This window comes from Gelria sp. Kuro-4, from assembly GCF_019668485.1.
GTDB lineage: Bacteria > Bacillota > DTU030 > DUMP01 > DUMP01 > DUMP01.
In genome coordinates, this window is sequence record NZ_AP024619.1 from 2,365,886 (window position 1) to 2,392,783 (window position 26,898).

General features: G+C 63.4%; 27 protein-coding genes. 8 read left to right on the forward strand and 19 right to left on the reverse strand.

What is annotated here, in order from left to right; genetic code table 11:
- Positions 1 to 144: 144 nt before the first annotated feature.
- The 16 genes from K5554_RS11885 to K5554_RS11960 all read right to left on the reverse strand — a co-directional run bounded on the left by K5554_RS11885 (position 145) and on the right by K5554_RS11960 (position 16,278).
- Positions 145 to 1,215: a nitronate monooxygenase family protein gene (locus tag K5554_RS11885; protein WP_221038675.1), complete on the reverse strand. Its 1,071-nt coding sequence runs from the start codon at positions 1,213 to 1,215 to the stop codon at positions 145 to 147.
- Positions 1,216 to 1,570: 355 nt separating this feature from the next.
- Entirely contained in the window at positions 1,571 to 2,434 is an 864-nt protein-coding gene (gene sucD / locus K5554_RS11890) for a succinate--CoA ligase subunit alpha (RefSeq protein ID WP_221038676.1), read from the reverse strand.
- A gap of 2 nt (positions 2,435 to 2,436) precedes the next feature.
- Positions 2,437 to 3,549 carry an ADP-forming succinate--CoA ligase subunit beta gene (gene sucC / locus K5554_RS11895; RefSeq protein WP_221038677.1) on the reverse strand — a complete coding sequence of 371 codons (1,113 nt, stop codon included), beginning with the start codon at positions 3,547 to 3,549 and terminating at the stop codon, positions 2,437 to 2,439.
- 54 nt (positions 3,550 to 3,603) lie between these two features.
- A complete protein-coding gene (locus K5554_RS11900) occupies positions 3,604 to 5,100 on the reverse strand; it encodes a DASS family sodium-coupled anion symporter (RefSeq protein ID WP_221038678.1) in 1,497 nt (498 codons plus the stop codon).
- Entirely contained in the window at positions 5,097 to 5,648 is a 552-nt protein-coding gene (locus K5554_RS11905) for a 2-oxoacid:acceptor oxidoreductase family protein (RefSeq protein ID WP_221038679.1), read from the reverse strand. Before K5554_RS11905 ends, K5554_RS11900 begins: the two co-directional genes overlap by 4 nt.
- A gap of 11 nt (positions 5,649 to 5,659) precedes the next feature.
- On the reverse strand, positions 5,660 to 6,496 hold the full coding sequence (locus K5554_RS11910; RefSeq protein ID WP_221038680.1) for a 2-oxoacid:ferredoxin oxidoreductase subunit beta: 837 nt from the start codon (positions 6,494 to 6,496) through the stop codon (positions 5,660 to 5,662).
- Positions 6,497 to 6,529: 33 nt separating this feature from the next.
- Positions 6,530 to 7,705 carry a 2-oxoacid:acceptor oxidoreductase subunit alpha gene (locus tag K5554_RS11915; protein WP_255565396.1) on the reverse strand — a complete coding sequence of 392 codons (1,176 nt, stop codon included), beginning with the start codon at positions 7,703 to 7,705 and terminating at the stop codon, positions 6,530 to 6,532.
- Positions 7,692 to 7,916, reverse strand: coding sequence for a ferredoxin family protein (locus K5554_RS11920; RefSeq protein ID WP_221038681.1), 225 nt, complete (start codon positions 7,914 to 7,916; stop codon positions 7,692 to 7,694). Before K5554_RS11920 ends, K5554_RS11915 begins: the two co-directional genes overlap by 14 nt.
- Before the next feature lie 168 nt (positions 7,917 to 8,084).
- Positions 8,085 to 8,897, reverse strand: a complete 813-nt coding sequence (locus K5554_RS11925; protein WP_221038682.1) for a LytTR family DNA-binding domain-containing protein — start codon at positions 8,895 to 8,897, stop codon at positions 8,085 to 8,087.
- A gap of 14 nt (positions 8,898 to 8,911) precedes the next feature.
- Entirely contained in the window at positions 8,912 to 10,564 is a 1,653-nt protein-coding gene (locus tag K5554_RS11930) for a LytS/YhcK type 5TM receptor domain-containing protein (RefSeq protein ID WP_221038683.1), read from the reverse strand.
- Positions 10,543 to 10,794: a hypothetical protein gene (locus K5554_RS11935; protein WP_221038684.1), complete on the reverse strand. Its 252-nt coding sequence runs from the start codon at positions 10,792 to 10,794 to the stop codon at positions 10,543 to 10,545. The genes K5554_RS11930 and K5554_RS11935 overlap by 22 nt, the downstream gene beginning before the upstream one ends.
- 107 nt (positions 10,795 to 10,901) lie before the next feature.
- Positions 10,902 to 12,341: a 4Fe-4S dicluster domain-containing protein gene (locus K5554_RS11940; RefSeq protein WP_221038685.1), complete on the reverse strand. Its 1,440-nt coding sequence runs from the start codon at positions 12,339 to 12,341 to the stop codon at positions 10,902 to 10,904.
- 168 nt (positions 12,342 to 12,509) lie between these two features.
- A complete protein-coding gene (locus K5554_RS11945) occupies positions 12,510 to 13,454 on the reverse strand; it encodes a copper amine oxidase N-terminal domain-containing protein (RefSeq protein ID WP_221038686.1) in 945 nt (314 codons plus the stop codon).
- Positions 13,455 to 13,753: 299 nt separating this feature from the next.
- Positions 13,754 to 14,539 (reverse strand): undecaprenyl-diphosphatase UppP, encoded by a 786-nt coding sequence (uppP, locus tag K5554_RS11950; protein WP_221038687.1) that lies wholly within the window; start codon positions 14,537 to 14,539, stop codon positions 13,754 to 13,756.
- A 155-nt stretch (positions 14,540 to 14,694) separates the two neighbouring features.
- A complete protein-coding gene (locus K5554_RS11955; protein ID WP_221038688.1) occupies positions 14,695 to 15,831 on the reverse strand; it encodes a hypothetical protein in 1,137 nt (378 codons plus the stop codon).
- Between the two features lie 303 nt (positions 15,832 to 16,134).
- Positions 16,135 to 16,278, reverse strand: coding sequence for a hypothetical protein (locus K5554_RS11960; protein WP_221038689.1), 144 nt, complete (start codon positions 16,276 to 16,278; stop codon positions 16,135 to 16,137).
- A 221-nt stretch (positions 16,279 to 16,499) separates the two neighbouring features.
- On the opposite strand from K5554_RS11960, the gene K5554_RS11965 reads away from it, so the two are divergent.
- Complete coding sequence (locus K5554_RS11965; RefSeq protein WP_221038690.1) at positions 16,500 to 17,705, forward strand: diguanylate cyclase; 1,206 nt, start codon at positions 16,500 to 16,502, stop codon at positions 17,703 to 17,705.
- A 38-nt stretch (positions 17,706 to 17,743) separates the two neighbouring features.
- On the opposite strand, the gene K5554_RS11970 is transcribed toward K5554_RS11965, so the two are convergent.
- The 3 genes from K5554_RS11970 to K5554_RS11980 form a co-directional block, all read right to left on the reverse strand.
- The gene (locus tag K5554_RS11970; RefSeq protein ID WP_221038691.1) at positions 17,744 to 18,304 is read right to left on the reverse strand and encodes an ECF transporter S component; all 561 of its coding nucleotides are present in this window, start codon (positions 18,302 to 18,304) and stop codon (positions 17,744 to 17,746) included.
- Between the two features lie 236 nt (positions 18,305 to 18,540).
- Positions 18,541 to 19,707 carry an MFS transporter gene (locus K5554_RS11975; RefSeq protein WP_221038692.1) on the reverse strand — a complete coding sequence of 389 codons (1,167 nt, stop codon included), beginning with the start codon at positions 19,705 to 19,707 and terminating at the stop codon, positions 18,541 to 18,543.
- A gap of 63 nt (positions 19,708 to 19,770) precedes the next feature.
- The gene (locus K5554_RS11980; protein WP_221038693.1) at positions 19,771 to 20,313 is read right to left on the reverse strand and encodes a Chromate resistance protein ChrB; all 543 of its coding nucleotides are present in this window, start codon (positions 20,311 to 20,313) and stop codon (positions 19,771 to 19,773) included.
- Between the two features lie 167 nt (positions 20,314 to 20,480).
- Between K5554_RS11980 and K5554_RS11985 the strand changes: the two genes are divergently transcribed.
- The 7 genes from K5554_RS11985 to buk all read left to right on the forward strand — a co-directional run bounded on the left by K5554_RS11985 (position 20,481) and on the right by buk (position 26,847).
- Positions 20,481 to 21,245 carry an IclR family transcriptional regulator gene (locus tag K5554_RS11985; RefSeq protein WP_221038694.1) on the forward strand — a complete coding sequence of 255 codons (765 nt, stop codon included), beginning with the start codon at positions 20,481 to 20,483 and terminating at the stop codon, positions 21,243 to 21,245.
- 70 nt (positions 21,246 to 21,315) lie between these two features.
- Positions 21,316 to 21,870, forward strand: coding sequence for a 2-oxoacid:acceptor oxidoreductase family protein (locus K5554_RS11990; RefSeq protein WP_255565397.1), 555 nt, complete (start codon positions 21,316 to 21,318; stop codon positions 21,868 to 21,870).
- A complete protein-coding gene (locus K5554_RS11995) occupies positions 21,821 to 22,120 on the forward strand; it encodes a 4Fe-4S binding protein (protein WP_221038696.1) in 300 nt (99 codons plus the stop codon). The genes K5554_RS11990 and K5554_RS11995 overlap by 50 nt, the downstream gene beginning before the upstream one ends.
- Entirely contained in the window at positions 22,120 to 23,319 is a 1,200-nt protein-coding gene (gene porA, locus K5554_RS12000; protein ID WP_221038697.1) for a pyruvate ferredoxin oxidoreductase, read from the forward strand. Before K5554_RS11995 ends, porA begins: the two co-directional genes overlap by 1 nt.
- Positions 23,313 to 24,191, forward strand: coding sequence for a thiamine pyrophosphate-dependent enzyme (locus tag K5554_RS12005; protein WP_255565398.1), 879 nt, complete (start codon positions 23,313 to 23,315; stop codon positions 24,189 to 24,191). Before porA ends, K5554_RS12005 begins: the two co-directional genes overlap by 7 nt.
- A gap of 27 nt (positions 24,192 to 24,218) precedes the next feature.
- Positions 24,219 to 25,664 (forward strand): DASS family sodium-coupled anion symporter, encoded by a 1,446-nt coding sequence (locus tag K5554_RS12010; protein ID WP_255565399.1) that lies wholly within the window; start codon positions 24,219 to 24,221, stop codon positions 25,662 to 25,664.
- 97 nt (positions 25,665 to 25,761) lie between these two features.
- On the forward strand, positions 25,762 to 26,847 hold the full coding sequence (gene buk, locus K5554_RS12015) for a butyrate kinase (RefSeq protein ID WP_221038698.1): 1,086 nt from the start codon (positions 25,762 to 25,764) through the stop codon (positions 26,845 to 26,847).
- Positions 26,848 to 26,898 lie beyond the last annotated feature (51 nt).

The following is a 26,898-nucleotide window of genomic DNA, read 5'->3' on the forward strand; positions in this document are numbered from 1 at the left end:
TTCTCCGCCGGTGAGGATTCCTCGATAACCGTATTCGCCGGCCGGCAGGGAAATCCTGCTGGAGGGATCAAACATGTTGGTGCTCCGTCGAGAACAGTTAAGCCTGTGGGATGGGGCGCTTCCGCCCAGCATGGCGGCCTTGGCTTAAGCTTTTTTCATTTGTTCAACCAGTTCCGTCATGATCTCTTTAACCGAGGAAATCTTACTGGCCCGCCAGGCATTGGCGCCGGCGAAGGCAAAGCCTTTATCCAGCTCCCCCTTCTGGGCATGGATGAGGGCGTCGGCAATGCAGTAGGGGGAGCGGCTGGGGACACAGGGTGCCAGGCAGTTGTAGGCGCAGCGAACGGGCGTCGACTTGCCGGCCGCCGCGCGGTCCAGGTAGGCGTTCCTGATCGCCCGGCCGGGCATGCCTACGGGGCTCTTGATGATAACGATGTCGTCCTGGCCGGCCCGGAGATACTCCGCCTTAAAGGCATCAGAGGCATCACACTCCCGGGTGGTAACAAAGCGGGTCGCCAGCTGCACGCCCGCCGCCCCCAGGCGGAGCAGGCGGGCGATGTCAAACCCGTCCCAGATTCCTCCTGCCGCGATCACGGGGATGGGACGTTCGTATTTTTCCTCGAAGGGTCTTACCGCCGCAACCACCGCCGGCACCAGCTTTTCCAGGGCGTAATCCTCCGGGTGCTCCAGCTGCTCGGGTGAAAAGCCCAGGTGCCCCCCCGCCCGCGGCCCTTCCACGACCACCACATCAGGGGGCCGCCGGTGCTTCTTGTCCCAGTGCTTGCAGATGAGGCCGGCCGCTCTGGCGGAGGAAATAATGGGCCCGATCTTAACGTTCGACCCCTTAACCAGGGCAGGCAGGTTGAGGGGGAGGCCGGCGCCGGAAAAAATGATATCAATCCCCGCCCGTACGGCCGTGCGCACCATCTCTTCAAAGTCGTTGATGGCTACCATGATGTTGACACCCAGAATCCCCGTGCTCAGCCCACGCGCTTTTTTAATCTGCTCCCTGAGACCGTCCCGGTTGGCCTGCCGCTTGTTCAGGTGATAATCCGCGCGGTAGAACCCGGTCTCCACCCCGGAGATCACGCCGACGCCCCCGCAATTTGCAACGGCGGCAGCCAGGTTGGCCAGGGAGACGCCCACACCCATTCCGCCTTGAATAATCGGCAGCCTGGCCACTAAATCGCCAATCTTCAGAATTGGTATCTTCATGAGCTCATCCTTTCCGGAGCCGTACTTCCCGTGGACTAATTATAACGCATTTCTGCGCCCCTGGCCAGGCTGCCGCCGTCGCCCGTGTAACACATTTCCCCGCCGCCGCATACCAATGATGTAGGGAATCGCCCTAAACAGTGTCAAATACCGGTAAAAGGAGGATGTCACATGCCTGACGGATTCGGCGGCGGCTGCTGGTGGTGGTGGATCTTTATCATTATCATCATCATCATTCTGATCCTCTGCTGCTTCTGCTTCCCGTTCAACGCGGTTAAGGCGTAGCGCCGGCCAACGGTGAAAGGCAAAGCCCCGAGGGTAGCCTCGGGGCCGACTTTTTACTCTGTCTTAAAGTCTAAAGGCTCAGAAGGGCCAGTTCCGCCACCTGCCAGGGCAGTTCGGCCACCCGGGCGCCCGCAGCGCGCAGCGCCGCCACCTTGCTGGCGAAGGTGCCTTTGCCGCGCTCGACGATGGCGCCGGCATGGCCCATGCGCTTGCCGGGCGGGGCGCTCTGGCCGGCAAGGTAAGCCACCACCGGTTTGCTCATCCCCTTGATATACTCCGCTGCTTCTTCCTCGGCTGTCCCGCCGATCTCGCCCACCAAGACCACGGACTCGGTCGCCGGGTCTTCCTCAAAGCGTTTGAGCAGGTCGATGAAGGTGAGCCCGACCACCCGGTCGCCGCCCATCCCCACCACGGTTGATTGCCCCAGCCCGGCATGGGTGAGGCCGGCAACGACCTCGTAGCTCAGCGTTCCGCTGCGCGCCGCCACCCCGACCGGTCCCGGGGCGTAAATGCTGTTCGGCATGATCCCCATCTTGCTCTTCCCGGGCGAGATGATCCCAAAGCTGTTGGGGCCCACTACTGTGACCTGACGCTCCCGTGCCTGGGCCATGATCTCCATGGCATCCAGCACCGGGATGTGCTCCGGGATAAGCACCAGTACCTGGATGCCGCTCTCTATGGCCTCGAAGGCCGCATCCTTAACGAACGGCGCCGGCACGAAGGTGATCGAGGCGTTGGCACCCTGCTCGGCCACGGCCTCCGCCACGGTGTCATACACCGGCACGCCGTGCACCGCCTCCCCCGCCTTGCCGGGCGAAACCCCGGCCACCACCTGGGTCCCGTAATCCAGCATCTGCCGGGTGTGGAAACGCCCCTGGTGGCCCGTGATACCCTGGACCACCACCCGGGTGTTTTCGTCGATGATGATCGCCATACCTACGCCACCTCCCCGGCCGCCGCCACTACCGCCCGGGCTGCTTCATCCATGGAACGATACGCGCTTAGGCCATTTTCCCGTAGGATCTTGATCCCCTGGGCTTCGTTGGTGCCCACCAGGCGGATGACCAAGGGCACCGGGATCCCGCGCGTCTTTTGCACCTCGACGATGGCGCGCGCCACGTCGTCGCAGCGGGTGATGCCGCCGAAGATGTTGATGAGGAGCGCCCGCGGCTTTTTCAAGAGCAGCACCTCAATTGCCTTCGCTGTGGCCTCCACGCCGGCCCCGCCGCCTGCATCGAGGAAGTTGGCCGGCCGCCCGCCGTAGCGCTTGATGACGTCCAGTGTAGACATGGTGATGCCGGCACCGTTGGCCATCACGGCGATATCGCCATCGAGCTCCACATAGGCCAGGCCCAGTGCCTTGATCTTCTCCTCGAGTTCAGTGCCATCGCTCACGCGCGGCAGCTCCTGGTGCCGGTATAGGGCGTCATCATCTACATTGAGGCGCGCATCTGCGGCAATGACCCGTTCGCCGCTCACCACCAGCGGGTTTATCTCTGTGAGCTCCGCATCGTAGGTGCAAAAAACCCGGTACAGCCGCGTGAGGATTTCCGCCAGCTGGCGCGCATGGCCGCCGGTAAGGCCCAGGCGCCGGGCCACCTCGCGCCCGACGTATGGGTAAACCCCCAGCCGGATGTCAATGTGTCGGCGAACGATATCCTCCTCCGGCACCTCCTCGATGTTGATCCCGCCGCAGCTGGAGGCGATGATGAGCGGCGCTTTCGCCGCCTTGTCCACGGTAATCCCCAGGTAGAGTTCCTCATCGATGCTCAGTTTCTCTTCCACCAGCACCTGCTCCACCCGGTAACCGCGGATCTCCGCCCCCAGGAGGCGCGCTGCCGCTGCCTGCGCCTCCTCCGGGGTCGCGGCGAAGGCAATGCCCCCGGCCTTACCGCGCGCTCCGGCCAGCACCTGCGACTTGATGGCTACCGGGCCAATGGCGCGCGCAATGTCCGCCGCTTCCTCAGGTGTCCGCGCCACCCGGCCCTGCGGCACCGGGATACCTGCTCGGCGGAAAGCGTCTTTAGCCAGATACTCGTAGAGTTTCATCCCGATCTCCTTCCTGCACTTCTAGCCAGTTTTGCCGGCCAGCCCCTGAACTCCTTAAGGCATAATCCCCAGCGCCCGCCAGTAGGGCAGCCCGATGAGGAACCACTGCGCCAGGACCACCAGGCCGAACAAGAGCCCAAAGGCGGCTGAATCGCGGGTTTCAAACAACCCCGCGCCGTTGAACATGAGCAGCGGTACCGTGTTGAAAGGAAAAATGCACGAGTACGGAATCAGGGTCATGGCGGGAACATAAAGCGCCAGCACGGGCAGGCTCAAGGCCTTCGCCAGCGAAATAACGATTGGCAACAGCGCCGCCGCCATGGCCGTGTAGGTGAAAAAGAGCACGTGGCCATAGTACATAAGAAAGACGATCAAGGCATAAATCGCGAAGAAGGGCAAGGATTTTAACCCCAAGGCATTCAGGATGTGCATCACCGCCCAGTCCATGCCCTTCGTCTGGTTCAAAGCCGCCGAAAGGCCCAGTGCGGCACCGAAGAGCACATAGGTTCCCCAGGGCACGTCCTTTTCCGCATCCTTCCATGTCACTACGCCGTAACGCGGAACGAAGAGAATCATGGCGGCGAACAGGCCTTTAACAAACACATGGAGCCCCAGGATGGTCTGCAGGATGGCCGGCAAGGACCGGTAAGCCTGTACACCGATGACGGATTTGTCCAGTATCCACAGCGCCAGAGCAGTTAAAAAGGACATGAGCGTCACTTTTTCGGCGCTGGTGACCGGTCCGAGCGAACGCAGTTCCTGCGCGACGTACTCCGCACCGCCGTTGATTTCTTTTATCTCAGGCGGGAAGAGGAAGTACACCAAGAAGAACGCCAGGAGTGTGGAAACAAGGACCATGGGGAAGGTGTAGAGGAACCACTGGGTCCAGGAGACGTCAATGCCGGCCGCCTTTTTCAGGATGCTGATCGCCAGGGGGTTAGCGATGGTAGCTGTCAGAATCCCCGCGCTGATGATGTTGTCCGCTGCCCCGGCATAGATCCCGATTGCCTTGGCGAAGTTGCTTTTGCCCTTCTCGACGCCCGCCGTGCCCACGATACCGACGATCACCGGCAGGAGCAGCCCGCCCTTGGCGATGGTGGAAGGCGTGGTCGCTGAAATGGCGATGTTGATGACGCCGACCATGAAGAGAATCCAGAAAGAGGAACCACGGGCCAGGTTCATGAGGACGAGAGCAACCCGCTTCGCCAGCCCCGATTTAGAGAAGGCAGTGGCGTAAACAAAGCCGAGGATCATCAGCCAGAGGCCCGCGTCCCCGTACCCCGACATGCCGGTGCTGACAGCCTTAGCCGCCGTCTTTTTGTCGGCCGAGAGAGCCAGTACCACCAGCACCAGTACCAGGAGCGAGGCCGGCGTCAGGTACTGAGCGGGAGCGGCCACCCAGAGCCCAACAGCCAGCACAAAGACCGCCAGCACGTACTTGCCGGCCGGTGACAACCCTGCTGCCCCGGGGAAGGGGTACAGGGCAATGAAAAGCGCTATTAAGGCCATCAGGGCCATCACGATATACCGCCAGGTCCCGTTGGTCTTCATACCGCTTCCCCTTTCAAGCTGCGTTTCGCCAGCGCCAGGCCGGCCTCCAGAGCCTGCATGTTTAGTTCTTCCGTGCCCTTAGGCACCCGCCGCAGGACCGCCTTTCGGATGGCCTCTTCGCTGACCACCTGGCCGACACCTGTTACCAGCCCCAAGGCCACGATGTTGGCCACGATCTCGCGGCCCACCGTTTCCCGCGCAACCCGGGTGACCGGGAAGGCAAAGAGCGCGCAGCCCGGTGCCGTCGCCTGCACAAGGTCGCTGTCGACGATGATCCTGCCATCCGGTTTCACCTGCGGCCCGTATTTTTCCCAAGCCTGCTGCGCCATGGCCAGGAGCAGGTCCGCGCGGCGCACCTTGGGATAACCGATCGGTCCGTCAGCGATGATCACCTCGGCCCGGCTGGCGCCCCCGCGCGACTCCGGACCGTAGGACTGGCTCTGAACCACGTTGTACCCGTCGCGGATAGCCGCTTCGGCCAGGATGATGCCCGCTGTGATCAGGCCCTGGCCGCCTTCGCCCGAAAGGCGTACCTCATAATGGAACAAGTCGCTCCCCCCTATTCCCCAGCTACTGCGTGCGCGTCTTTTGCCTTAAGCCGTGCAATAAGCTCGCCGTAACGTTCGGTGTACTCCGGCACAGCCCGGTCGGCAAACTCGCCGATGACAATCTTGCCCTTACGTTCCTCGGGACTGAGCGTCGCCGCACGCTTGACATCCACCGCCAGCGTTTTGAACCGCTCCAGCATCTCGGCCCCCGCCCCCAGCTTGTTTTTGCGCCCGAAGTAAGTGGGGCACTGGGCAACAGCCTCGACGAAGGCAAACCCTTTCTTTTTTATGGCCTTCTCCAGGTAGGTGATCAGGCTCTGGACGTGGTACGTGGTGCTGCGCGCCACGTAGCTGGCCCCGGCTGCCTGCACCAGCTGCGCCAGGTCGAAGGGCTGTTCAATGTTCCCGTACGGGGAGGTTGTAGTTATGCGGGCGGTTGGGGTCAGCGGCGAATACTGGCCGCTCGTCATGCCGTAGTTGCTGTTGTTCATGACCACCGCCACCAGGTCGATGTTGCGCCGCGCCGCGTGAATGAGGTGGTTCCCCCCAATGGCTGAGGCATCGCCATCGCCCATGAGCACAATGACGGTCAGGTCGGGGCGGTAGAGCTTGAGCCCGGTGGCGTACGCCAGCGCCCGCCCGTGGGTGGTATGCAGGGTATTAAAATCCAGGTAGGCCGGGATGCGCCCCGAGCAGCCTATCCCGGAAACAACGGCCGTCTTATCCTGATCGAGCCCGGCGCGGTCAATGGCTCTGAGGAGCGCATTCATCACGATGCCATGCCCGCAACCAGGGCAGAGGATGTGCGGCAGCCGCTGCTTCCGCAGGTACTTGGTAATATCTGACATCTGCTCGCCCTCCAAAGGCAATCAACTTTCGTCTTACCCCTTGATGAAGCTGACGATCTGTTCTGGGGTGATGAGCTCACCGTTCACCTGGTTGCAGAGCTCCACCGGCGCGCGTTTGGTGAGCCGGTCCACCACGTAATAAAGCTGGCCCATGTTCATCTCCACTACGACCACGCGCCGCGCCGCGGCCACCCGGCTCTGCCACGCTTTTTCCGGGAAGGGCCAAATGGTGATGGGTCGAAAGAGAGCAATGGAATAGCCCGCGCGCCGGAGGTCTTCCACGGCCACCTGGGCTGAACGGGCAACGCCGCCGGCCGCCACTACCAGGGTCTCGGCCGGGTCCGCGCCTGTCACCTCGGCCTGCGCCAGTTCGTCCTGTACCTTTCTCACTTTTTCCACAAGGCGCTGGTGCAGGGCACCGGCAATGACCCGGTTTTCCGTGGGAAAGCCCTTTTCATCGTGGGTGAGACCGGTTACATGGAAGCGGTAGCCACGGCCGAAATCCGGCAGGAAGGGAACCTGTTCCTCTGCGTCCGCTCGGTAGACCGGGTAGTCGTTGAGCGCACCCGCTGCCGTGGCGGCCTGAATCTGGCGCCGCTTAGGCAGTTCGTTTTCCGCCGGCGGCTTTAGGGTCACCCGTTCGCGCATATGGGAGATAACCTCGTCGAGCAACAGGATCACCGGGAGGCGCAGCCTTTCCGCCGTGGCGAAGGCCCGGATAGCCAGCCGGTAGGTTTCGGCGACGCTGGCCGGGTAATAGGCCACCACCGGCCGGTCGCCGTGGCTCCCCCAGCGCGCCTGCATCAGGTCACCCTGGGCCGGCGAGGTAGGCATGCCGGTGCTGGGCCCGACCCGCTGGGAATCGACGATCACACATGGAACCTCCGCCATGGCGGCGAAGCCGATGTTCTCCTGCTTCAAGGAAAAACCCGGGCCGCTGGTGGCGGTCATCGCCTGGGCACCGCCCAAGGCAGCCCCGATCACGGCCGCAATGCTGGCAATCTCATCTTCCATTTGAATGAACTTGCCACCCCGGCGCGGCAGGCGGGCGGCCAAAAGTTCGGCAATCTCGGAGGACGGGGTGATGGGATAGCCGGCAAAAAAGTCCAGCCCAGCTGCCAGCGCCCCTTCCACACACGCCTCATTACCCTGCAGGAGGACAGCTTCCTCCCGGTCCGGGGAGGCTTGAGCACCCTTAACTTGCAGCAACTTCCTGTTCCTCCTCTAAAACGGCAATGGCTAGATCCGGACACCGCAGCTCACACAGGTGGCAGTCCAGGCACTGCTCCAGGTTGGTTACCTCAGGCTTTTTCTGCAGCCCCAACTTGAGAACTTGGGACGGGCAGAACTTGACGCAAATCCCGCAACCCTTACACCACTTAGCGTTGATGGTGATCTTGGCTACCTTGCCGTGCGGCATACGCTCACCCCCTCCCCCACGTACTCCGGAACTAAGTTTACAGTTTTTTAACCCGTAATCGACAAAAATTTGACGGAACCGACAGATTTCCCCTCTAAATAAACAAAAAGAAGCCCTGATCTGTCGATCAAGGCTCTTGAAGTGAACGGGCGCTGTGTTAAGCCGCTGCTACAGGTGCAGCCAGGCGCGAAGTTTCTTCGACTGCGGGCGGCTGACCGGGAGGATGGTGCCGGCCTTATCGTCCATCACCAGCGAATAGGTGCCGTCGCCTTCCGCCAACACCTCTTTGACGTGCTCCAGGTTCACCAAAAGATGGCGGTGAATGCGCTGGAACTGGTGGTGCCCATTCAGCCGCACTTCGTAAGTGCGGAGCGACCCGGGCACCAAAAAGCTCTCGCCCGGGGTGTGCAGGTAGACAACGCCGCCGCGAAACTCCAGCCAGCAAATCTCCTCATAGCTGAGCAGGGCGTAGCCGTCCGGCCGCGGGACAGCGATCTTCTCCCATGCTCTGCCTAAAGCGCGCTGCCGGCGCCCGTCACCGCCGGACGGCCGTACCGCTTCCTCCGCTGGGGCAGCGGCGCGCGGTGTATTCGCCTCCTCGCCGGCACCCCCGGTCAGCACCTGCAGGCGCCGTACCGCCTTCGCCACGCGCTCGCGGGTGTAGGGTTTAAGGAGGTAGTCCACGGCACTCACGGCGAAGGCATCTACCGCATACTGGGGGTAAGCCGTGGTGAAAACGACCAGGGGCGGGCGTGGCAGTTCGCGCAGCCAGTTGGCCAGCTCGAGCCCGTTGGCCCCCGGCAGCTGGATGTCGAGAAACAGAGCGTCCGGCTCCTTAGCCCGTATCAGCGCCAAAGCGGCCGGCACGTCGGCGGCCTCACCCACCACCTCGACCTCAGGCAGCGCGCTCAGCAAATAGACCAGTTCCTCGCGAATATACTTTTCGTCATCGACCGCAAGAACGCGGAGCTTCACAGCCATCAGAACCTTTCTCCCTAGCCAGCGCCTTTTACCAAGAGCTCATCCACCGTCTGGCCGGGCCGAAACCAGGCCGGAAGATAGAGGGTAACCGTTGTCCCTTTCCCCAGCTGGCTCCTGATGGTGAGCTCGTATTCTTCTCCATATAGCTGACGCAGGCGTTCATTAACGTTGTAGAGGCCGAGCCCGCCCCGGCCGGCATTGCGCGGGCGGCGTAACAGCCCGGCCAGCCGTTCCGGCGGTATGCCCACGCCGTCGTCCTCCAGACGCATCCAGACACCGTCCGGAGTCCGGTGCAGCTCCAGGGTAAGGTGGCCCGGGCCGGAGCGCGGCAGCAGGCCGTGGCGGACTGCGTTTTCGACCAGGGGCTGCAGGAGAAAGCTCGGTACCGCCACCTCCGCCGCCTCCGGATCGATGAGGATCTTCGTCTGCAGCCGCTCGCCGAAGCGGGCCTGCTCAAGGAGAAGGTAGGCCTCCACCGTCTCCAGCTCTTCGCCCAGCGACACCAGGAGACTGGTGGGAGTAAGGGTTTTGCGCAGGAAATGCGCCAGGTGCGTTAAGAGCTCGCGCGCCTGCTGGGCATCCTTCCGGCAGAGGGCGATAATGGTGCTCAAGGCATTGAAGAGGAAGTGGGGATTCACCTGGGCCTGTAGGAGCTGGAGCTGCATCTGGGTGTGCAAAGAAGCCAGGTGCTCCAGCTCCACGATGCGCAGCTCCCGAGCCAAAAGGCCACTCATCCCCAGGGCCACTTCGCTCTGGGTCCGGGTAATCTGGTTCCCCTCTTTTTCCACCAGGCGCAAGTAACCGTACGTCTGCTTCTCGAAAGCGATGGCGGCGGTAAGGATGGCGGGCCCGCCGGTAACCGGCACCGCGCGGGGAAAACCATCCTTCAGTTCAGGCGGGTCAACCGCCAGCACAGCGCCCTGGGCGTCCAAGAGCCCGGCCATGGCTACGCCGGTCAGCCGCCGGAGTTCCTGCGCCACCCGCGCTGCGCTCACGGCCGTCAGCCCCTGGGCCAGCCACGGCAGGGCGCGGTTGGCCACATCCATGACCAGGCCGATGTGGGTAGCAGCATTCGTTTCCAGCTGCCGGTGCATGTCGCGGATCATGAGCACAAAGACAGCGGCGCCCAGGCTGTTCACCAAGAGCATCGGCCCGCCCAGGAGGAGCTCCCAGTGTAGCGCCAGGGAAAAAGGCTTGGCCAACCCCAGGACCAGGAAGCGCTGGATCAGCTCGGCAAGAAAGGCAGCCGCCGCCCCCTGCCCCGGCGTGGGCAGGCGGCCTCGGTTGCGCCGGTAAAAGCATCCACCTATGAGGCCACCCACCACTGGTGAGATGGCACAGGGCACAGCCGTGAAGCCGCCCAGAAAGTAGCGGTGGGTTCCGGAAAGCACCCCGGCAACCAGGCCAACCCAGGAACCGGCCAGGAGGCCGCCCACCACCACGCCGATGGAGCGGCTGTTGGCAATGGCCCCGTTAATGAGAATACCCAAGTTGGTCCCCGCCATGGAGAGCAGTCCGAAAAAGAGGATGGCTACGGCCCGCGCGCGCAGGTCTTTCCGCTGGCCCGCCAAAAGTTGCCAGAGGAAGGGCGTGCGGCCGCCCAGGTAGGCTGCCAGCGCGATAACAGCAATGCTGCGCAGCAGACTCAAAGAAATGGAAAGGAGCACCGCAAAAAGCCCCCTGGGATAATCTTACGGTTTTTCTCCCACCATTCTACCACAAAAATTCCTTTTTCGACACCTAGCCCCCCAGGTAGGCTTGGCGCTCTCTCTGCCTGGCCCAGATAGGCCGCGATCACCCGCGGGTCGCGCTGCACTTCTTCCGGCCGCCCGGTCGTAAGGATGCGGCCGCTCTCTATCACGATCACCCGATCGGAGACGTCCATCACCACCGGCATGTGGTGCTCCACAGGAGCACGGTGAGCCCGGCGGCGCGCCGGGCCCGGATGTGGCGCTTTCGCGCACCACGTCGGTGAGGCCCAGGCGGGCGCAATGAAGTGCGCCTCTACGCGTGCCGGAACTTTTCCACGGCCTGGGCGCCCTGCGCGGCCTCCACCAGGGCAGCGGGACCGCCCACACAGCCGCCTATACAGGCCATCCCCTCCAGGAAATTCCCCGGCAGCTTTCCGGCCCGCGCCAGGGTAAGGTACCGTTTGCACTCCTCCAGCCCGCCGGCCCGCACCGGCTTAAGTTCCACCGCAGCCCCCTGGGCCGTGAGCTCCGCCTGGAGGGCGGCGGCCACCCCGCCGCTCACCGCAAAGCCCCGACCCCAGGGCGATGCCCCCTTGACCGGCCCTGCCGGTGCGCCCGCCTGCGCCGGATCCAGTCCCTTGGCATCCAGGAAGGCGGCCAGCTCGGCAAAGGTGAGCACGGCGTCCACGCCGCTCCCCGGTGCCAGCGCCTCTTCCTTTTTGGCGACGCACGGCCCGATAAACACCACCCGGCACTTCGGGTCCTCTTCCTTGAGGCGGCGGGCCAGGGTCACCATAGGGGAAGGAGTGCGGGAGATATGGTCGGCCAGGTCCGGGTAGTGCCTCTTGATCAGCGCGACAAAGGCCGGGCAGCAGGAACTGGCCAGCCACCCTTCTGCGGCGACGCGCTCACTGAACTCCCGAGCTTCCTCCTTCGCCACCTGGTCGGCGCCGCAGGCTACCTCCGCCGTAGCGCTGAAGCCCGCTTCCTTCAAGGTAGCCAGCACCTGGCCCATGTTCACCCGGGGACCGAACTGGCCGGCGAGGGCCGGGGCAAACGCCGCCACCACCCGCTCGCCCGCCTCAAGCCAGCCGATTACTTCCACCAGCTGGGATTTATCGCTGATGGCGCCGAAGGGACAAGCCGTAACGCAGGTACCACAGGCGGTGCACAGGGCCGTATCGATCACCGAGTTGCGGTTCGGCCCCGGCTTGATGGCCTTGACCGGGCAGGAGCGCTCGCAAGGACGGATCACCTCTACGATGGCGTGGAAGTGGCAGGCCTGGCTGCAGCGGCCGCACTCGGCGCACTGCTCCTGGTCGATGTACGCCCGACGCCCCACAATGCTGATGGCCTTCTTGGGACAGGCGTTGACGCAGTAGTGAGCAACGCAGCCCCGGCAGGCATCGGTGACCATGTAACGGTCAATGGGGCAGCGGTCACAGGCCGTCTCAATGATGTCGATGACCGGCGCCGCCGGCCGGTGCCCCGCCAGCCGCTGCGTCACCGTCTCGCCCAGCCTTTCTTCCGGGTCGACCTCGCGGGGTGAAAAGCCCAGGGCGAGCTTGATCCGCTCGGCCAGAACCGCCCGCTCCTTGTAAACGCAGCAGCGGTAGCGGGTGATGCCCGAGTCGGTCAAGGCGCGCGGCAGGCGATCCACTTTGGCCGCCAGTTCCCCGCCTAAAGCGAGGCGCGCCACCTCGCGTAAAACCTCGTGCTTGATCAGGGCGACCTCAGATTTAAACGCCGGCATCCTAATCCCCTCTCTTAAAGCGTCCTCACACTTGTTCACAGCGCAGACCTGACGCCTAACCTTTATACTACCGGGACTTTAGGCCTTGATTACACACCTGTTAAGAAGCTGTTAAGAACGGCAAAAACCCCGCCCAATTTCTGGGCGGGGCGGCCGACAAGTATTGGTTTACTGCTGCGGCTCCGCGGCGGCAGGAACAGGTTCTTCCGCCGGCGCCGCCGCGGTCGGAACGGTCTCTTCCACCGGCTCCGCCGCGGCCGGAACAGGTTCTTCCGCCGGCGCCGGGACATCCGGTTCCTGGATGGTGACCACCCCCGTGGCCGGGTCATAATAGACGCTCGCCGCGAAGGTTTCCGCAATGAACCGCAGTGGGACGAAGGTGTAACCCTCAACCAGCTGCGGCGGCACAGGAAGAGGAACGGTCTTTTCCCGGCCTAGCGTATCCTTAAGCACCACCGTTTGGTCGGTTAGGCTGAGTTCGATGGTGACACCGTCCTTAACCAGAGTAACGGTCTTGGTATCTTCGGAGTAGGTCACCTGTGCCTTCAAGCTGGCCGCCAGCGCCCGGAGCGGCACCAGTGTGGTGCCCTCTTTTACTACCGGCGGCAGCGCATCCTTAAGGAGCCGGCCGTTGATGAAAATCCGGGAGCCGACCTGGTGGCGGTACTGCTGCGTCAGCGCCGCACCTTGGGGAGTCTTGACCTTGTTTTTCACCTTTTGCTGCAGCTTTTCCTGCACTTTCGCCTGCTCTTCGGTTTGGGTCTCAAGCTGGATCCCCTCATTTACCTGTACCTGCTCCTCGTCTTGCGGCTCAACCTGTTCTTTATCCTGGGCGTTCTCCTCCTCGTTCTGGTCCTGCTGGTGAAGCCGCTCCTGGAGCCGGTCCGCTTCTTGTTCCTGCTGCCGCGTGCGGTCCGCGTCCTTTACCTCGTCGCCCTCCCCGGTGTGCGCCCGGTCCTGGGTGCGGTCCTCTGCTCCCGCCGCCGCAGCCGCCGGCGCCTTCCCCGCGTGCTTCGTACCCGCCTTGTGGGGCGCCGCCCACGCGGGACCGGTGAGAAGCAAAGACAGCACCACCGTGAGCGCGATCCCCAGCTTAGCCAGTCTGCCAGCCATTGTCTCCTGCCTCCCTTGCTTTCGTTCCTGTCGTTCCTTTACTTCGTTGTGCAGTGCATTTTTCTGGGGGTGTCCGCAGAAAAAATGAAAAAGCCCTGCCTCCCCGCGCAGGGCCACTCCACCTTTCGGTCACTGGGGCCCAAGACTCAGAACTGCGGCCCCAAGGCCGGCGGCAGTCGCTCCACCGGTACCCCTTTGAGGAGTGCAGCCGCCGTAACCGCGCCCAGGATGAGGGCCGGCGCAGCGCCGGCCCGGCCAGGCGATGTCAGAAACCTCAGCCCCCGGCCGCTTACCCCAGCTCAGCCCCGCCGCCAGAGCACCAGGAGAACGGCCAGGGCCAGGAGAAAACGGTAGGCCGTAAAGAAGAAGTAGCTGCCGTGCCGCACGTAGCGCAGAAGGAAGCGGATGGCCAGGTATCCCACCACCGCCGCCGTAAGTACCCCGGCGATAAAAGGCGCGTTCACCGCCGCCGGCGGCAGGTCCTTGAGTTTAAGCAGGGCGGCGCCCGCGATGATGGGCACGGAAAGGAGGAAGGAGAAGCGTGCCGCTGTCTCCCGCTCCATGCCGGTAAGGAGCCCCGCCGTCATGGTGATGCCCGAGCGCGACACCCCGGGGATAATGGCCAGGGCCTGGGAGATGCCGACGACGATGCTGTCTGCCCAGGTAAGGTCTTCCATATCCCGCCTTTTGCGCCCGACCCGGTCCGCCCCCCAGAGCCCCAGGCCCATCAACGTGAGGGTAAGGGCGATAAGAGCCGGGTTACGGAATACAGTCTCAGCCTGCTGCTCGAAGAGCACCCCAAAGAGCGCCCCGGGAACGGAGGCCACCGCCAGGTACCAGAGCAGGCGCCCGCTCCGGCTGCGAGGCCGGGCAACGGCGTCGAAGACGATCTCCAAAAGGTCCCGCCAAAAGTAAGCCACCACCGCCACCAGTGTTCCCAGGTGCAGGGCCACATCGAAGGTGAGGCCGGGATCGGGCCAGTCAAAGAACCATGGCACCAAAATGAGATGGGCTGAGCTCGAGATGGGCAGAAACTCGCCCAGCCCCTGTACCAAACCCAAGACAACCGCCTGTAGAATGTTCACGGCCGACAGCACCCCTTATCATATGCAGCTGCCGGGACCCAGGTGATCGCCGGCGCACAGCCAAAACCCACCTCCCATTCTAACCGCGCCCGGCGCCTTTGGCAAGAAAAATACCTGCCGGGGAAGGCGCCCGGCAGGTTCTTTCCCAACGCGGATCAGGCCTTCTGTCCGCCGGCACGGGCGATCATTACCAGGCCGATGGTCAGAAGCGGCAGCACGTGGGCGACGAAGAAGCCCCAGGAGATGGTGCCGTAGCCTTTGGCGATAAGGCCGATCAGGCCGAACCGCGACATAGCGATGCTGAGGAGCACCATGCCGAGCGCAATGAAGCCGCGGTGGGCCAGCGTAAGCACCTTGTCCTTTTCCTTGAAATAGCCGGCCAACCGCTCGTTGACGGCGTGGATGAAACCGGTTCCGGTCTCAATCAGCGTACCGAACAGGACCACCTCGTACGCCGCCAAGAGAAGGAACGAACCGATTTGGGTCAGCGCGTAGTAAGCCGGCACCTCCACCTTTAGCACTTCCGGATAGCCACTCAGGACCACCAGGTAAAAGAGGAAGCCGGGGATAATGGTGATGAGCGAGCTCAGGATGCCGGAGACAATCGCCTGCCCCCGCGTCTCGATGTCTTTCAGGGTAAAAAGCACCGCGGCGATGCAGCCCAGGTTGTAGAGGGCGTACTTGAAACCGCTCAGGACCCAGCCGGGCCGCACGTCGCCCGTGGCGATGATCTGGCTGATTTGCGGCCCGAACTTGCTGAGGCCGAAGATGACAAAGGCCGCGTACACCGCGTAGAGGACGAACGACCACCAGGACATATAGGCGGCGATGGCTTCACTGCCGAGGTAGGCCAAAAAGGCTACTCCGAGGAGCATCACGCTCACGCCGACGATGTAGGGGATGCCGAAGGTGTCGCGCAGGATGGCGCCGGCCGCCGCACCTACCACCGCCAGCACGATGAAAAGAAGGAGAATGTAGCACACCTCAAAGATGGGCCAGGCCGGGCCCAAGAGCTTCTTAAAGAAGCTCCGGTAATCGTACACTTTGAAGACCCGGGCGAATTCATAGGAAGCCGCGAGGACGACCGCCCAGATGACGGCCGTTACCAGGAACATACCCAGGATGCCGCCCAGGGGTCCGTACTGCAGAAAGTATTCAATTAGTTCGCGCCCGGTACCGTAGCCGCCAGCGATAACGACTGACTGGAAAACAAACCCGGGTAAAAGATAAATCCGGTAAAACTTGGAGTCCAGGAACCAGCTCAGACCGTGGCTTTTCCCGCCATTACTCAAGGCACTACCTCCTCGTCAGAATTTTCCTACACTAATCCTTCCGCTACTCTGCCGTGCACCTCCTTTGCCTGCCGGCTGCTGATCGGTTATTAAGGTTATTAAGGTTATTAAGCGATATATATTCGCCTCAATCTGAGAAATTCCTGCAAGCTTCCCCGGGGTCGGGCAGCAACTTTGCGTTGTCTTTTAATTCATGATAAGACAAGCCGGCGCGCACCGGCCCAAATTGAGACGGGCGGAAAAAGGCCCTACCCGCCTGTGGTAGAGCTGAGAAGTGGACCCTCTTTAACTGTTTTCGCGCTTTCAGTACTCCGCTTCTGCTCCGGGTCTCCCTGTGCCGGTAAGCCCCAGCAGTTCGCGCATTTCTTGCTCCGTGAGGATGGTGCGCACCGCGCCGCCGGCGCCCTCGGCGCCTGGATCCTCCTCCCAGGAAGGCGCCTCGATCATCTTTTCTACCTCCTTCGCCTGTCAGGCAAAATCATCGCACAAAAAGGTCCCCTTGTCCAGGATTATTTTCCCAACTATATTAGGAACAAATTACGATTTTATGGAAGATGCTTTACCCGCCTGGGCGGGACCGGTCCTGCGGAAGCAGTGCGAAAATTTATTTACATCGGAGGCGGAACATGATAGAATCTGCCTGAGCTGGTAATTGAAGGGGTGATTCCGTGTCCCGAAGCAGACTTGTCTTTTGGGTACTGGTTTTTCTCACCGCCCCCGGCCCGCTCTTACTGCGCTTCTCCTCCTATACCGATCTTGACGCGCCGTTTATGCTCTACGCCATCCCGGCCCTGCTGGCGGCCGGCATTTGGGGGCGGCGCGGGGGCATTGCGGCCGGCTCGGCTGCCGCCGCTCTGACGCTTTTGGCCACTTTGCAGGACAGCCGCCTGCATCCCCTCCCCGGTGTGGTGGATACCTTAGTCCTCGCCGGTGTCCTCCTGACAGCGCCAATTGGAGCAGGCATTCTACTTGAGCGGGAGCGCAGGGCGCGCGGATTCTACGCCGCCCTGGTGGAGACAGTCCGCGAAGGGGTTTTAGTGGTGGAACCCGACCTTAGAATCAGCTTCACCAACCAAGCGGCCCGCCGCAACTTCTCCTGCCTTAACTTCGCGGCGTGTAAGTACCTGCCGGAGGTCTTTCCACCGGAGGTGGTGGCAGCCTGCCAGGAGGCTTTGGCCCAGGCGCGGGACGGCAAGAGCGAGCCCCGGCAGGTGGAACCGCACCTTGTGGTCGACGGCAGGGAAAGGGTGCTGCGCGTGTGCATCTACCCCCAGCCCTGCTGTGGCGGAACAGTCAATCTCACGTTGATGGTGACTGACATCACCGCCAGCTGGCTGCGCTTCAAACACCTGGAGACCCTTTCCTGCACCGACGAGCTTACGGGGCTGGGCAACTACCGCTTCCTCCGCGAACGCCTGGTGGAAGAAGTGGCCCTGGCCCGACGCCACGGCGAACCGCTGGCGCTGGCCATCATGGACCTGGATAACTTTAAATCTATCAACGACACTTACGGCCACCTGGCGGGGAACAGGGTACTACGGGAAGTAGCCGAGACCCTGCGCCGCGTAACCCGTGAAAGCGACATCGTCGCGCGCTTCGGCGGGGACGAGTTCGCCCTCATCATGCCGCTTACCATCCGCGACGAAGCCGAGGCGGCGGCGCAGCGGATTCACCACGCCGTCCGCCGGCTCACGGTGAAGGTGTCCGGCGGCACCGTGCGCGTCAGCACCAGCATCGGCCTGGCCTGTTTCCCGGAAGATGCCGGGGATCCCGAAGGCCTTATCGAAGCGGCCGACGCACGGCTCTATCACGCAAAAGAAGCAGCCGCCACCGCCGAAGGCAAGAGGGCCCGTGCCACCGCCGCACGGCAGTAAAAAGAGGCGCCCTTGCGCCTCTTTTGCGTTGCCCTTTTTTACCGGCCGACGCCGGCTGCACCCTGCCGCCTGGGTGCCTGCGCCGCCTGGCTGTACGGCAGAAGCTTCAGCACCTGAACCGCCAGCACCCCGCCGATGAGAGCGGTGACGAGCTGCGGCCAGCTGAAGGAGAACGAAAGCGCCTTGATGATGGGCGGTTTGAGCGTGATGAGCCCAAAGAGCAGCCGCACCGCCGCATAGAGGAAGGCGGCCTTGAGTACGGACCCTACCGCCACGCCCAGGTAGGGGCTTCTGTTCCTCAGCAGCGCAAAGCCCACGACGATGGCGGCATTGCCCGCCGCCACAATGGGAATCATGGGCAGGATGGGCGGCAGGTGGCCCTGCAGGAAGGCGACGATGGGCGCCACCACTGAGATGATCACCCCGCCGCCGACGCCCACCACCCCGGCCGCCACCACCAGGGCAGCGTTCACCAGCGAGCCCACTACGAAGATAGAAACCGGTTGCGGCATGGGGATAATCTGCCGCAGCATCTGAAACACCAGCGTAACTCCCAAAAGCACCGCCGTCCGCGTCCAGAACCGGGTCGATTTTCCCACTTTTCTCCTCTCCCTTCTGCTCAGCCCTATGGCCTCGCGGTCAGTTTGGCGTTGGGCTTGTGGCGTCGGGCGGTCGGCTTGGGGCGGCTCGGCAGTCGGCCTTTCGCTTTCGGCATTCCGCGGTTACCTGGTGCCGTGCGCCTGCAGCTTACGCCGCACGCCACTATGCTGATTATACTGCAGAGATTGACGAGTTGTAAACGAGCCCGGTGAAATTTAGCTTTCCCGCAGGAACCTTACTTCGCTTCCTGGAAGCCTGGTTTGGGCCCACCCAGCACCAGGTAAAGTCCCAGCGCCGCGAGAGCCGCCATCAGGCTGCCGAAGTAGAAAGGCGCGCGCGGCCCGAAGAGGTTCCAGAGGAGCCCGGCCAGGAGCGAAGCCGGCAGAAGGCCGATCCCCACCAGCGTGGCGTGGAGGCCGATCAAAGTGGCCTTCTGCTCCGCCGGGGCGATCTCCGCCACCAGCGCCTTCTCTACGCCTTCCGTAAAGGCCGAGTACAGACCGTAGAGCCCGAAGAGGTACCAGAGCGCCGCGGGATGGGCCACCACCGCGAAGCCCAGGTAGACCAGGGCGTACGCCAGGTGGCCGGCCACCAGCACGCCGCGCCGCCCCAGCCGGTCGGACAGGCGCCCGGCCGGGTAAGAGAAAAAGCTGTAAACCAGGTTGTAAGTAAGGTAAAGGAGGATCACCGCGGCATCGCTGAAACCCAGGTTCTTGGCCCTCAGAAGCAGGAACTGGTTCGAGCTGTTGCCGAGGGTGAAGAGGAAAACCACCACCAAGAAGGCGCGCAGGCGCGCATCCAGCGCCCACCAGTTGAGAGAAGGCGGGCGCCGGGCGGCAGCAGCGCGCTTTTTGGCTTCCCGGGCGAGAAAAAGCACGGCCACGCCCAGCGCCGCCGGGATAAGGGCGTAGAGGAAAACCGGCCGGAAATCGCCCCGGTACGTGGTTAAGAAGTAGTAACCCAGGATGACGCCTGCGCTCGCCCCCAGGGTGTCCATGGCCCGGTGCAGCCCGTAGGAACGGCCGAGCCGCTTCGGGTCGCTGGACTCGGCGATGAGCGCGTCGCGCGGGGCCGTACGGACACCCTTGCCGAAGCGATCCGCCACCCGGCCCCAGAGAACCCAGAGCCACGAAGTGCTGAAGACCAGGAAAACCTTGCCCAGGCCGGACAAGGAATAGCCGGCGATGGCCAGGGGCTTTCTACGGCCCACCTTGTCCGAGATGTAACCGGAGAACACTTTGAGCAGGCTGGCCAGGCTCTCGGCGATTCCCTCGATGAGCCCCACGATCGCCGGCGTGGCTCCAAGCTTAGCTGTGAGGTAGAGCGGGATCAGGGGATAAACCATCTCGCTGCTTATGTCCGTGAGCAGGCTGGTCAAACCCAGGATAATGATATTGTACATGCCTTCACACCCTTCCCTCCGCGGCTCTCCGCCGCGCGCCGCCCGGCCGCCGGCCGGGTTTCTTTATTTGTCCTCCGGACCAACGTTAAGGGTATACACCAGGTCGCTGAACTCCTTGAGGCGCTCGGCGCAGCGCTGAAGCAGCGCCTCCACCTCCTGCCGCCGGGGCGTGCCGAAGAAGTCGCGGCGCACCACCTTGGCCAGCCAGGAACGCAGCTTCTCCAGCTCCTCCTCGTTCTCTTCCACCTCGGCGAAGGTGAAGTTCTCGCGCTCTGTTTCGTGCTCCAGCTCGGCAAAGAAGTCATGGCACTTGTCGGCGATCTCGGCATACTCCAGGTTTCGCGCCTCGGCGAAGGCGGCCACAATCTTCTCTTCGACCGCTTCCGAGAGCCCCTCAGCCCGAAAGAGGAGCGCCTCCCCGCCCAGTTCCTGCACCTCGCCCAGTAAGAGTTCAAACTCCCTTTGGTGCTCCGGCCGGGCCGGCAGCACCCAGACCGACTGCAGCAGGCTTGCCGCACCGATCTTCTTGAGCCGGCGCCACACCGCCACCCGTCCCCGGGAGGGCTCAGCCGGCAAGGAGTAAGCGAAAAGCAGCCAGTCCTGCATCGCGGCAGCCACCTCCGTGTAACAACTACTACAATAGTAACGGCTGTTACACTGCATGTCAATCCCCCGGCAAAATTTTTATGCCGGGCGGAAGGATTCCCGGCCTGCGGTGACGAAGATTCCTTATGTAAGAATGGTGTTCCGTATAGAAGAACGAGGTGAGGCTCGTGCAGGATAATTCAGTTCTCCTCCAGTCGGTATCCAATGCCCTAACCATTCTGGAGCTTTTAGGCGCCGAGAAGGAGCTCGGCGTCGCCGACCTGGCGCGGCGCTTGGGACTGGCCAAAAGCACCGTTCACCGCCTCCTTACCACCCTGGAGGCGCATGGCTTCGCCGCGCAAAACCCAGCCACCGGCAAGTACCGGCTCGGCCTTAAGGCAGTGGCGGTGGCCGGGCGGGCGCTGGACCTTCTGGACTTTCGGCCGTTGGTGCGGCCTGTCCTGGTGAGGCTGCGCGACGAAACAGGAGAAACAGCTCACCTGGTTATTCGGGAGGGAGGGAAGGCCCTTTTCATTGACAAGGTGGAGTCGCAAAGCGCTATTCGTATGACCTCCCACGTGGGCTGGCAGGCCCCGCTCTACTGCACCGCCACCGGTAAGGTACTCCTGGCGTATGCGCCCCCCCAGGAGCGCGCGGCTCTGCTAGAGAACCTTGAGCTTAAAACCTACACCTCCAACACCATCACCGACCGGGCGCGCCTCGGCGCCGAACTCGAAGCCATTTTCAACCGCGGCTTCAGCTGCGACAACGAGGAGATCGAACTCGGCCTCTACTGCCTCGCCGCGCCCGTTTTCGGCCGGCGGGGGGAACTCGTGGCGGCGCTCAGCATCTCGGGGCCCGCCTCCCGCCTCAAAGACCGCCCTGAGCTCATCGCACGAGTGAAGCAGGCTGCGCGCGATGCATCGACCATGCTGGGCGCTCCCGAGGGCTGAAGCAGGGCCTGCCGCCACGACCTCAGGATGCCTTGCGGGCGCACCACTTACAAATGAGGAGGTTGGTTTTGTGGAACTAAAACTGTACGGTTTGGGCGGGCAGGGCGTGGTTACCGCCGCCAAGCTGCTGGCCAAGGCCGCAGTGGTCCACGCCGGGCTCTATGCCCAGGCGCTGCCGGCCTACGGGCACGAACGACGCGGCGCACCGGTGTACGCCTACCTGCGCCTTGCCGCCGCTCCCATCAAGGAAAAGTGTTTTGTCTACCGGCCGGACGTTGTCCTCGTCTTTGCGCCCTCGGTTATTGACCAGGGTATTGCTGTCCTCGAAGGCACCGGGCCGGACACGATCTTGGTGGTGAACAGCCGCGACGAAGCCGCGGCCCGCCTTCGCACCCTCGCAGGCAACCGGCCCGTGTATGAGGTCAACGCCTCCGCCGTCGCCCTGGCGGAAACTGGTCGCGACATCCCGAATGCCGCCATGCTGGGCGCCTTCGCCCAGGTGGCAGACATCGTTTCGCTGGACGACGTCTGTGCCGCCATCGCTGAAACATTCAAAGGAAAGGCAGGAGAAATCAATGCCCGCGCAGCCGAACGCGCCTACCGCGAAACCCGCCGTACCAACTAAATACCTGGGGCCGGTGGCCACCGTCTTTAAGGCCAGCCCTACCGGCTCCTGGCGCGATGTGCGCCCAGAACTTGTTAAGGAAAGGTGCATCGCCTGCGGCATCTGCGCTCAGCACTGCCCGCTCGATGTGATCACGGTGGGCAAAGAGGAATTCCACATTGACTACACGTACTGCAAGGGCTGTGGCATCTGCGCCAACGTTTGCCCGAAGGGCGCCCTTGCCATGCAGCCCGAAAGGAGAGAAGGCTAATGGCCGTAAAGCGCCGGCTGCTCGACGGCAACAGTGCCGCCGCGCTGGCCATGCAGATGGCCCGCGTGCAGGTGGCAGCCATGTACCCCATCACGCCCCAGAGCCCCATCGCCGAGGCCATGTCCGAGTTTGCGGCGCAGGGCTCCTATCCTAAGAAGTTCATGCGCGTCGAGTCGGAGCACTCCGCCCTCTCAGCCGCCGTCGGCGCCTGCCTGGTGGGGGCGCGGGCCGGCACCGCTACCTCTTCTGTAGGCCTGGCGCTCATGCACGAGGTGCTGGGCGTAGCTTCCGGAGTACGCGCGCCCATCGTCATGCCGGTGGTCAACCGCGCCCTGGCGGCCCCCTGGAGCCTGTGGGCCGACCACCAGGACGCCATGGCCGAGCGCGATTCAGGTTGGCTGCAGCTTTACGTGGAAAACGTCCAGGAAGTGTTTGACAGCGTGCTCATGGCCTACAAGATCGCCGAGGACCCGCGCGTGCTCCTTCCCATCATGGTCTGCCAGGACGGGTTCTTCGTCTCCCACAACTCGGAGGCCGTGGCGGTGCCGGCGCAGGAGGTTGTGGACGCCTTCCTCCCGCCCTACGAGCCCAAGAACGCCTATCTGGATCCGGCTTCGCCCCTGGTCATCGACGACCTCACCCCTCCCACCCTCTTTACCGAGCTTCGCTACCAGCAGAAGGAAGCTTTCGCGAACGCCCTTACGGTGATTGAGGAGGTGGGCGCAGAGTACGGGCGGCTGACGGGACGCACCTATGGACTGGTGGAAGAGTACCGGCTGGCCGATGCCGAAACCGCGCTCGTGGTGCTCGGCTCGGTGGCCGGTACAATGAAAGGCCTGGTGGACGAGCGCCGCGCTCTGGGCGAAAGGCTCGGCCTGCTGCGGATCAGGAGCTTCCGGCCCTTCCCGGCCGCCAAGATCCGCGCTGCGCTTACGGGTAGGAAAAGGGTGCTTGTCTTCGACCGCAGCGCCGGCCTGGGAAGCGACACGGCGCCGCTCTTCACGGAGGTGAAAGCGGCTCTGGCCGGCCTGTCTCCAGCGCCGCAACTCTTTGGCTACGTGGCCGGCCTGGGAGGACGCGATGTGATGCCCGCCACGCTGGCGCGCGCCCTGGCGGCGGCCGAAAAAGGCTCCGGCCAAGGGGTAAGCGCCTGGATCGACGTCAACCAGGCAGAAGTAGGAGGTGAAAAAGAGTGCTGAAAGTAGAATCACCCGCTAAGCACCTGATGGCCCATGGTATCAGTACCTGCGCCGGCTGCAGCATGGAACTCGCGGCCCGTTATCTCCTCAAGGCGGCCGGGCCCCAGTCCATTGTAGTGATCCCCCCCGGCTGCGCCGCCCTTCTTTCGGGGTTCGGCGCTGAAACCGTGGTTAAGGTTCCCGTGTTCCAGGGCAACCTGGAAAACACTGCCGCCTATGCCGCCGGCATCCGGGCCGGGCTGGAAGTCCTCGGCAAAGAAGGGATTAACGTGGTCGGCTTCGCCGGCGACGGGGCCACCGTGGACATCGGCCTGCAGGCCCTCTCGGCGGCGTTCGAACGCGGCGACCATATCCTTTATGTTTGCTATGACAACGAGGCGTATATGAACACCGGTATCCAGGGCAGCGCCTCCACCTTCCCCGACGCCTGGACCACCACTACGCCGGCCGGAAAAGAGGGCCTGGGTAAGAATATGCTCGAGATCGCTGCAGCCCACCGCATCCCGTACGCAGCCACGGCCTCGGCCGGCTATGTGAACGATCTGGCCCGCAAGTTGACCGCCGCCGTTCAGGCGGCCCGGGAAAAGGGCCCGGCTTATCTGCACATCAGTACCCCCTGCCCCACCGGCTGGCGGTTCGATCCTGCCCTGACCATTGCGGTGGCTAAAGCGGCCGTCCAGACCCGCGCTTGGAACCTGGTGGAAGTGGTGGACGGCGACTGGCGCCTCACTGTAGAAGTCAAGGATCCCAAACCCATTGGCGAGTATCTAAGGCTGCAGGGGCGCTTCCGCGCGCTCACCCCGGAACAGGAAGCAAAGCTTCAGCAGCTTGTGGATAGTGAGTACGAAAAGCTCCTGGCGCACCTGAAGTAAAGCTGTAAGAAGAAGGGGAGAAAGCCTGTGACCCGCGCAGATGGCTCTGTTACCGTCGGTCCGGCCCTGTCGTCCGCCGACGCCCGTTTTTCGCCTAAGAAGCTCCTTCAGCTCTTGGGTATCTCCGCCCTCTACCTGGTGCTGGTCACCCTGCCCACACCGGCGGGGCTGACGCCGGCGGCCCAGAAAGCCCTCGCCCTTATGGTGGCGGCGGTGCTCACCTGGGTGCTGGAGGTCATCCCCATCGGCATCGCGTCCGTGCTTTTCGTTTTCCTTCAGGGGCCGCTCGGAATTTACCCCCTGGGCGAAGCGGTGACCAACTTCTCCACGCCTACGATCTTCTTCATCATGGCCATGTTCCTTATCGCCACGGCATTTGAAGAATCCGGCCTTGGCCGGCGGCTGTCCCTCTGGTTGGCCGGTTTGGCCGGAAGCAATCCAAGGTACGTCCTTTTGAGCTTCATGCTGCCCACAGCCATCCTGTCCATGGTCCTGGCCGACATCCCGACCGCCGTAATGTTCGCTTCCATCGCGCTGGGGCTGTTGGAGCGCACCGGGTGCCTGCCCGGCAAGAGCAACTTCGGCCGCGCGGTGATGATGGGAATTCCCATCGCTGCCTCCATCGGCGGTATCGGCACCCCGGCCGGGAGCGGCATCAACGTCATGGCCCTCGGGCTGCTTAAAGATACCGCTCATGTGAATGTGAACTTCTTACAGTGGTCAGCGCTGGGCATCCCCTTGGTGCTTATTCTAACGCCCATCGCCTGGCTCATCTTAACCTGGGTGGTACCCTTTGAAATCAAGGAGGTCAGCGGACTGGACAAGGTGCGCGCGGACCTGCGCCGGCTGGGGCCCCTCAGCGCAGGGGAGAAGAGATTTGTGGGTATCTTTGCCGTGACCATCGTTCTCTGGTTCACCGAACCCTTCCACCGCATCCCCGCGCCCTTCGTTGCAGTGGCCACTGCCGCCCTCTTTTTCGCGCCGGGAGTCAACCTCCTGAACTGGAAAGAGGCGAGCGGCCGCATCGGCTGGGATGTCATCCTCCTGGTGGGCGCCGCCAACTCCCTGGCACTCTCGCTCTGGAAGCTGGGAGCGGCCAAGTGGCTGGCAACCGGGATTCTCGGCGGTCTCGGCCACACCAGCCTCCTCACCCTCGTTCTCATCATTGCAGCCTTCGGCGTCTTCTCGCACCTGCTCATTCCGGTGGCTACCGGTCTTCTCGCCGTAATGATCCCCGCCCTGGCCGTGCTGGCGGCAGGTATGGGCGTCAACCCGGCCGCTCTCGTCATCCCCATCGCCTTTACGGCCTCCTGTGTCTTCCTCCTGCCGCTGGACCCCATCCCGCTCGTAACCTACCCCTACGGCTATTACAAAATGCTGGACATGTTTAAACCCGGCGTTCTCATCGCCCTGGTGTGGATCGTGCTCCTGGCGTTTCTCATCGTGGGAGCGACGGGTGCAGGGTTGATCTAAACCCTCACCCGGCAGGAAGCCTCCGCTTGACGGTGGGCTCCCTGCCGTCGCCGCATGAGCCATCACCAACAGATAACACAGGAAGGGAGCAGGCAAGATGGAGAAAAAGGCGCTCATTCTCGCGCTCAATCCCGGTTCCACCTCGACCAAGCTGGGCCTCTTTCAGGGCGGTCAGGAGCTGGCGCGGGTGAACATCGCCCACCCGCGGGAGGAGCTGGCCGCTTTCCCGGACCCTAAGGCGCAGCTTCCTTATCGCCGCGCGGCGGTGGAAGGCTTCCTGGCCCAGCAGGGGGTAAGGCTTCCCGAGCTCGCCGCCGTGGTGAGCCGGGGCGGGGTGATGCGGCCGCTCCCCGGCGGGCCGTACCGGGTAAACGCGGCCATGATTGCCGACCTGCTCGCTTGCCGCTACGGCACCCACCCCTGCAACCTGGGGGCGGCCCTGGCGGCAGAGCTGGCAGTACCTGGAGGCGCCCTGGCCCTGGTGGTGGACGCCCCCTCGAGCGATGAATTTCAGCCCCTGGCCCGCCTCTCGGGCCTGCCGGAGCTCCCGCGCCGCTCGAGTTTCCACTTCCTCAACCAGCGGGCCGTGGGCAGGCGCCTGGCGCACGACCTGGGGCTGAGCTACAGCGATCTCAACCTTATCGGCACCCACCTGGGCGGCGGCATCTCGGTGGCCGCCCACGCCCGCGGCCGCCTGATCGACGCCAACAACGCCTTGGACGGCGACGGCCCCTTCTCTCCCCAGCGCGCCGGGACCCTCCCCACCGCCGCCCTGGTGGACCTGTGTTTTTCCGGGCGCTACAGCCGGGCCGAGATCTACCGCCTCCTCACCACCGGCGGCGGCCTCACGGCCTACCTGGGGACACAAGACGCCCGCGAGGTGGAGGCGCGCATCGCCGCCGGCGACGAGAACGCCCGCCTCGTTTACGAAGGCATGGCCTACCAGGTGGCCAAGGAGATCGGCGCCATGGCCACGGTGCTCAAGGGACAGGTGGACGCCATCTTCTTCACCGGCGGCCTGGCCCACTCCGAGCTTCTCCTCGACTGGATCAAGGAGCGCGTGCGCTTTATCGCTCCCCTCCATGTTTATCCCGGGGAAGACGAGCTGCTGGCCCTGGCGGAAGGCGCCCTGGCCGTACTGGAGGGGCGAGACGCGGCCCAAGAGTACGTGCCGGAAGCGTGAAACGGGGAAGGAAGGCCGGCACCATGGAGCGAATTAGGTTATAAGACCGGA

Excerpts from the sequence above, each read along its gene's own strand:
- K5554_RS11885 (WP_221038675.1), bottom strand. The coding sequence starts at position 1,215 with ATGAAGATACCAATTCTGAAGATTGGCGATTTAGTGGCCAGGCTGCCG.
- sucD (WP_221038676.1), bottom strand. The coding sequence starts at position 2,434 with ATGGCGATCATCATCGACGAAAACACCCGGGTGGTGGTCCAGGGTATC.
- sucC (WP_221038677.1), bottom strand. The coding sequence starts at position 3,549 with ATGAAACTCTACGAGTATCTGGCTAAAGACGCTTTCCGCCGAGCAGGT.
- K5554_RS11900 (WP_221038678.1), bottom strand. The coding sequence starts at position 5,100 with ATGAAGACCAACGGGACCTGGCGGTATATCGTGATGGCCCTGATGGCC.
- K5554_RS11910 (WP_221038680.1), bottom strand. The coding sequence starts at position 6,496 with ATGTCAGATATTACCAAGTACCTGCGGAAGCAGCGGCTGCCGCACATC.
- K5554_RS11920 (WP_221038681.1), bottom strand. The coding sequence starts at position 7,916 with ATGCCGCACGGCAAGGTAGCCAAGATCACCATCAACGCTAAGTGGTGT.
- K5554_RS11925 (WP_221038682.1), bottom strand. The coding sequence starts at position 8,897 with ATGGCTGTGAAGCTCCGCGTTCTTGCGGTCGATGACGAAAAGTATATT.
- K5554_RS11935 (WP_221038684.1), bottom strand. The coding sequence starts at position 10,794 with ATGCCGGTGGTGATGGACGTCTCCGATCGGGTGATCGTGATAGAGAGC.
- K5554_RS11940 (WP_221038685.1), bottom strand. The coding sequence starts at position 12,341 with ATGCCGGCGTTTAAATCTGAGGTCGCCCTGATCAAGCACGAGGTTTTA.
- K5554_RS11945 (WP_221038686.1), bottom strand. The coding sequence starts at position 13,454 with ATGGCTGGCAGACTGGCTAAGCTGGGGATCGCGCTCACGGTGGTGCTG.
- K5554_RS11960 (WP_221038689.1), bottom strand. The coding sequence starts at position 16,278 with ATGATCGAGGCGCCTTCCTGGGAGGAGGATCCAGGCGCCGAGGGCGCC.
- K5554_RS11975 (WP_221038692.1), bottom strand. The coding sequence starts at position 19,707 with ATGTACAATATCATTATCCTGGGTTTGACCAGCCTGCTCACGGACATA.
- K5554_RS11980 (WP_221038693.1), bottom strand. The coding sequence starts at position 20,313 with ATGCAGGACTGGCTGCTTTTCGCTTACTCCTTGCCGGCTGAGCCCTCC.
- K5554_RS11995 (WP_221038696.1), top strand. The coding sequence starts at position 21,821 with ATGCCCGCGCAGCCGAACGCGCCTACCGCGAAACCCGCCGTACCAACT.
- porA (WP_221038697.1), top strand. The coding sequence starts at position 22,120 with ATGGCCGTAAAGCGCCGGCTGCTCGACGGCAACAGTGCCGCCGCGCTG.
- buk (WP_221038698.1), top strand. The coding sequence starts at position 25,762 with ATGGAGAAAAAGGCGCTCATTCTCGCGCTCAATCCCGGTTCCACCTCG.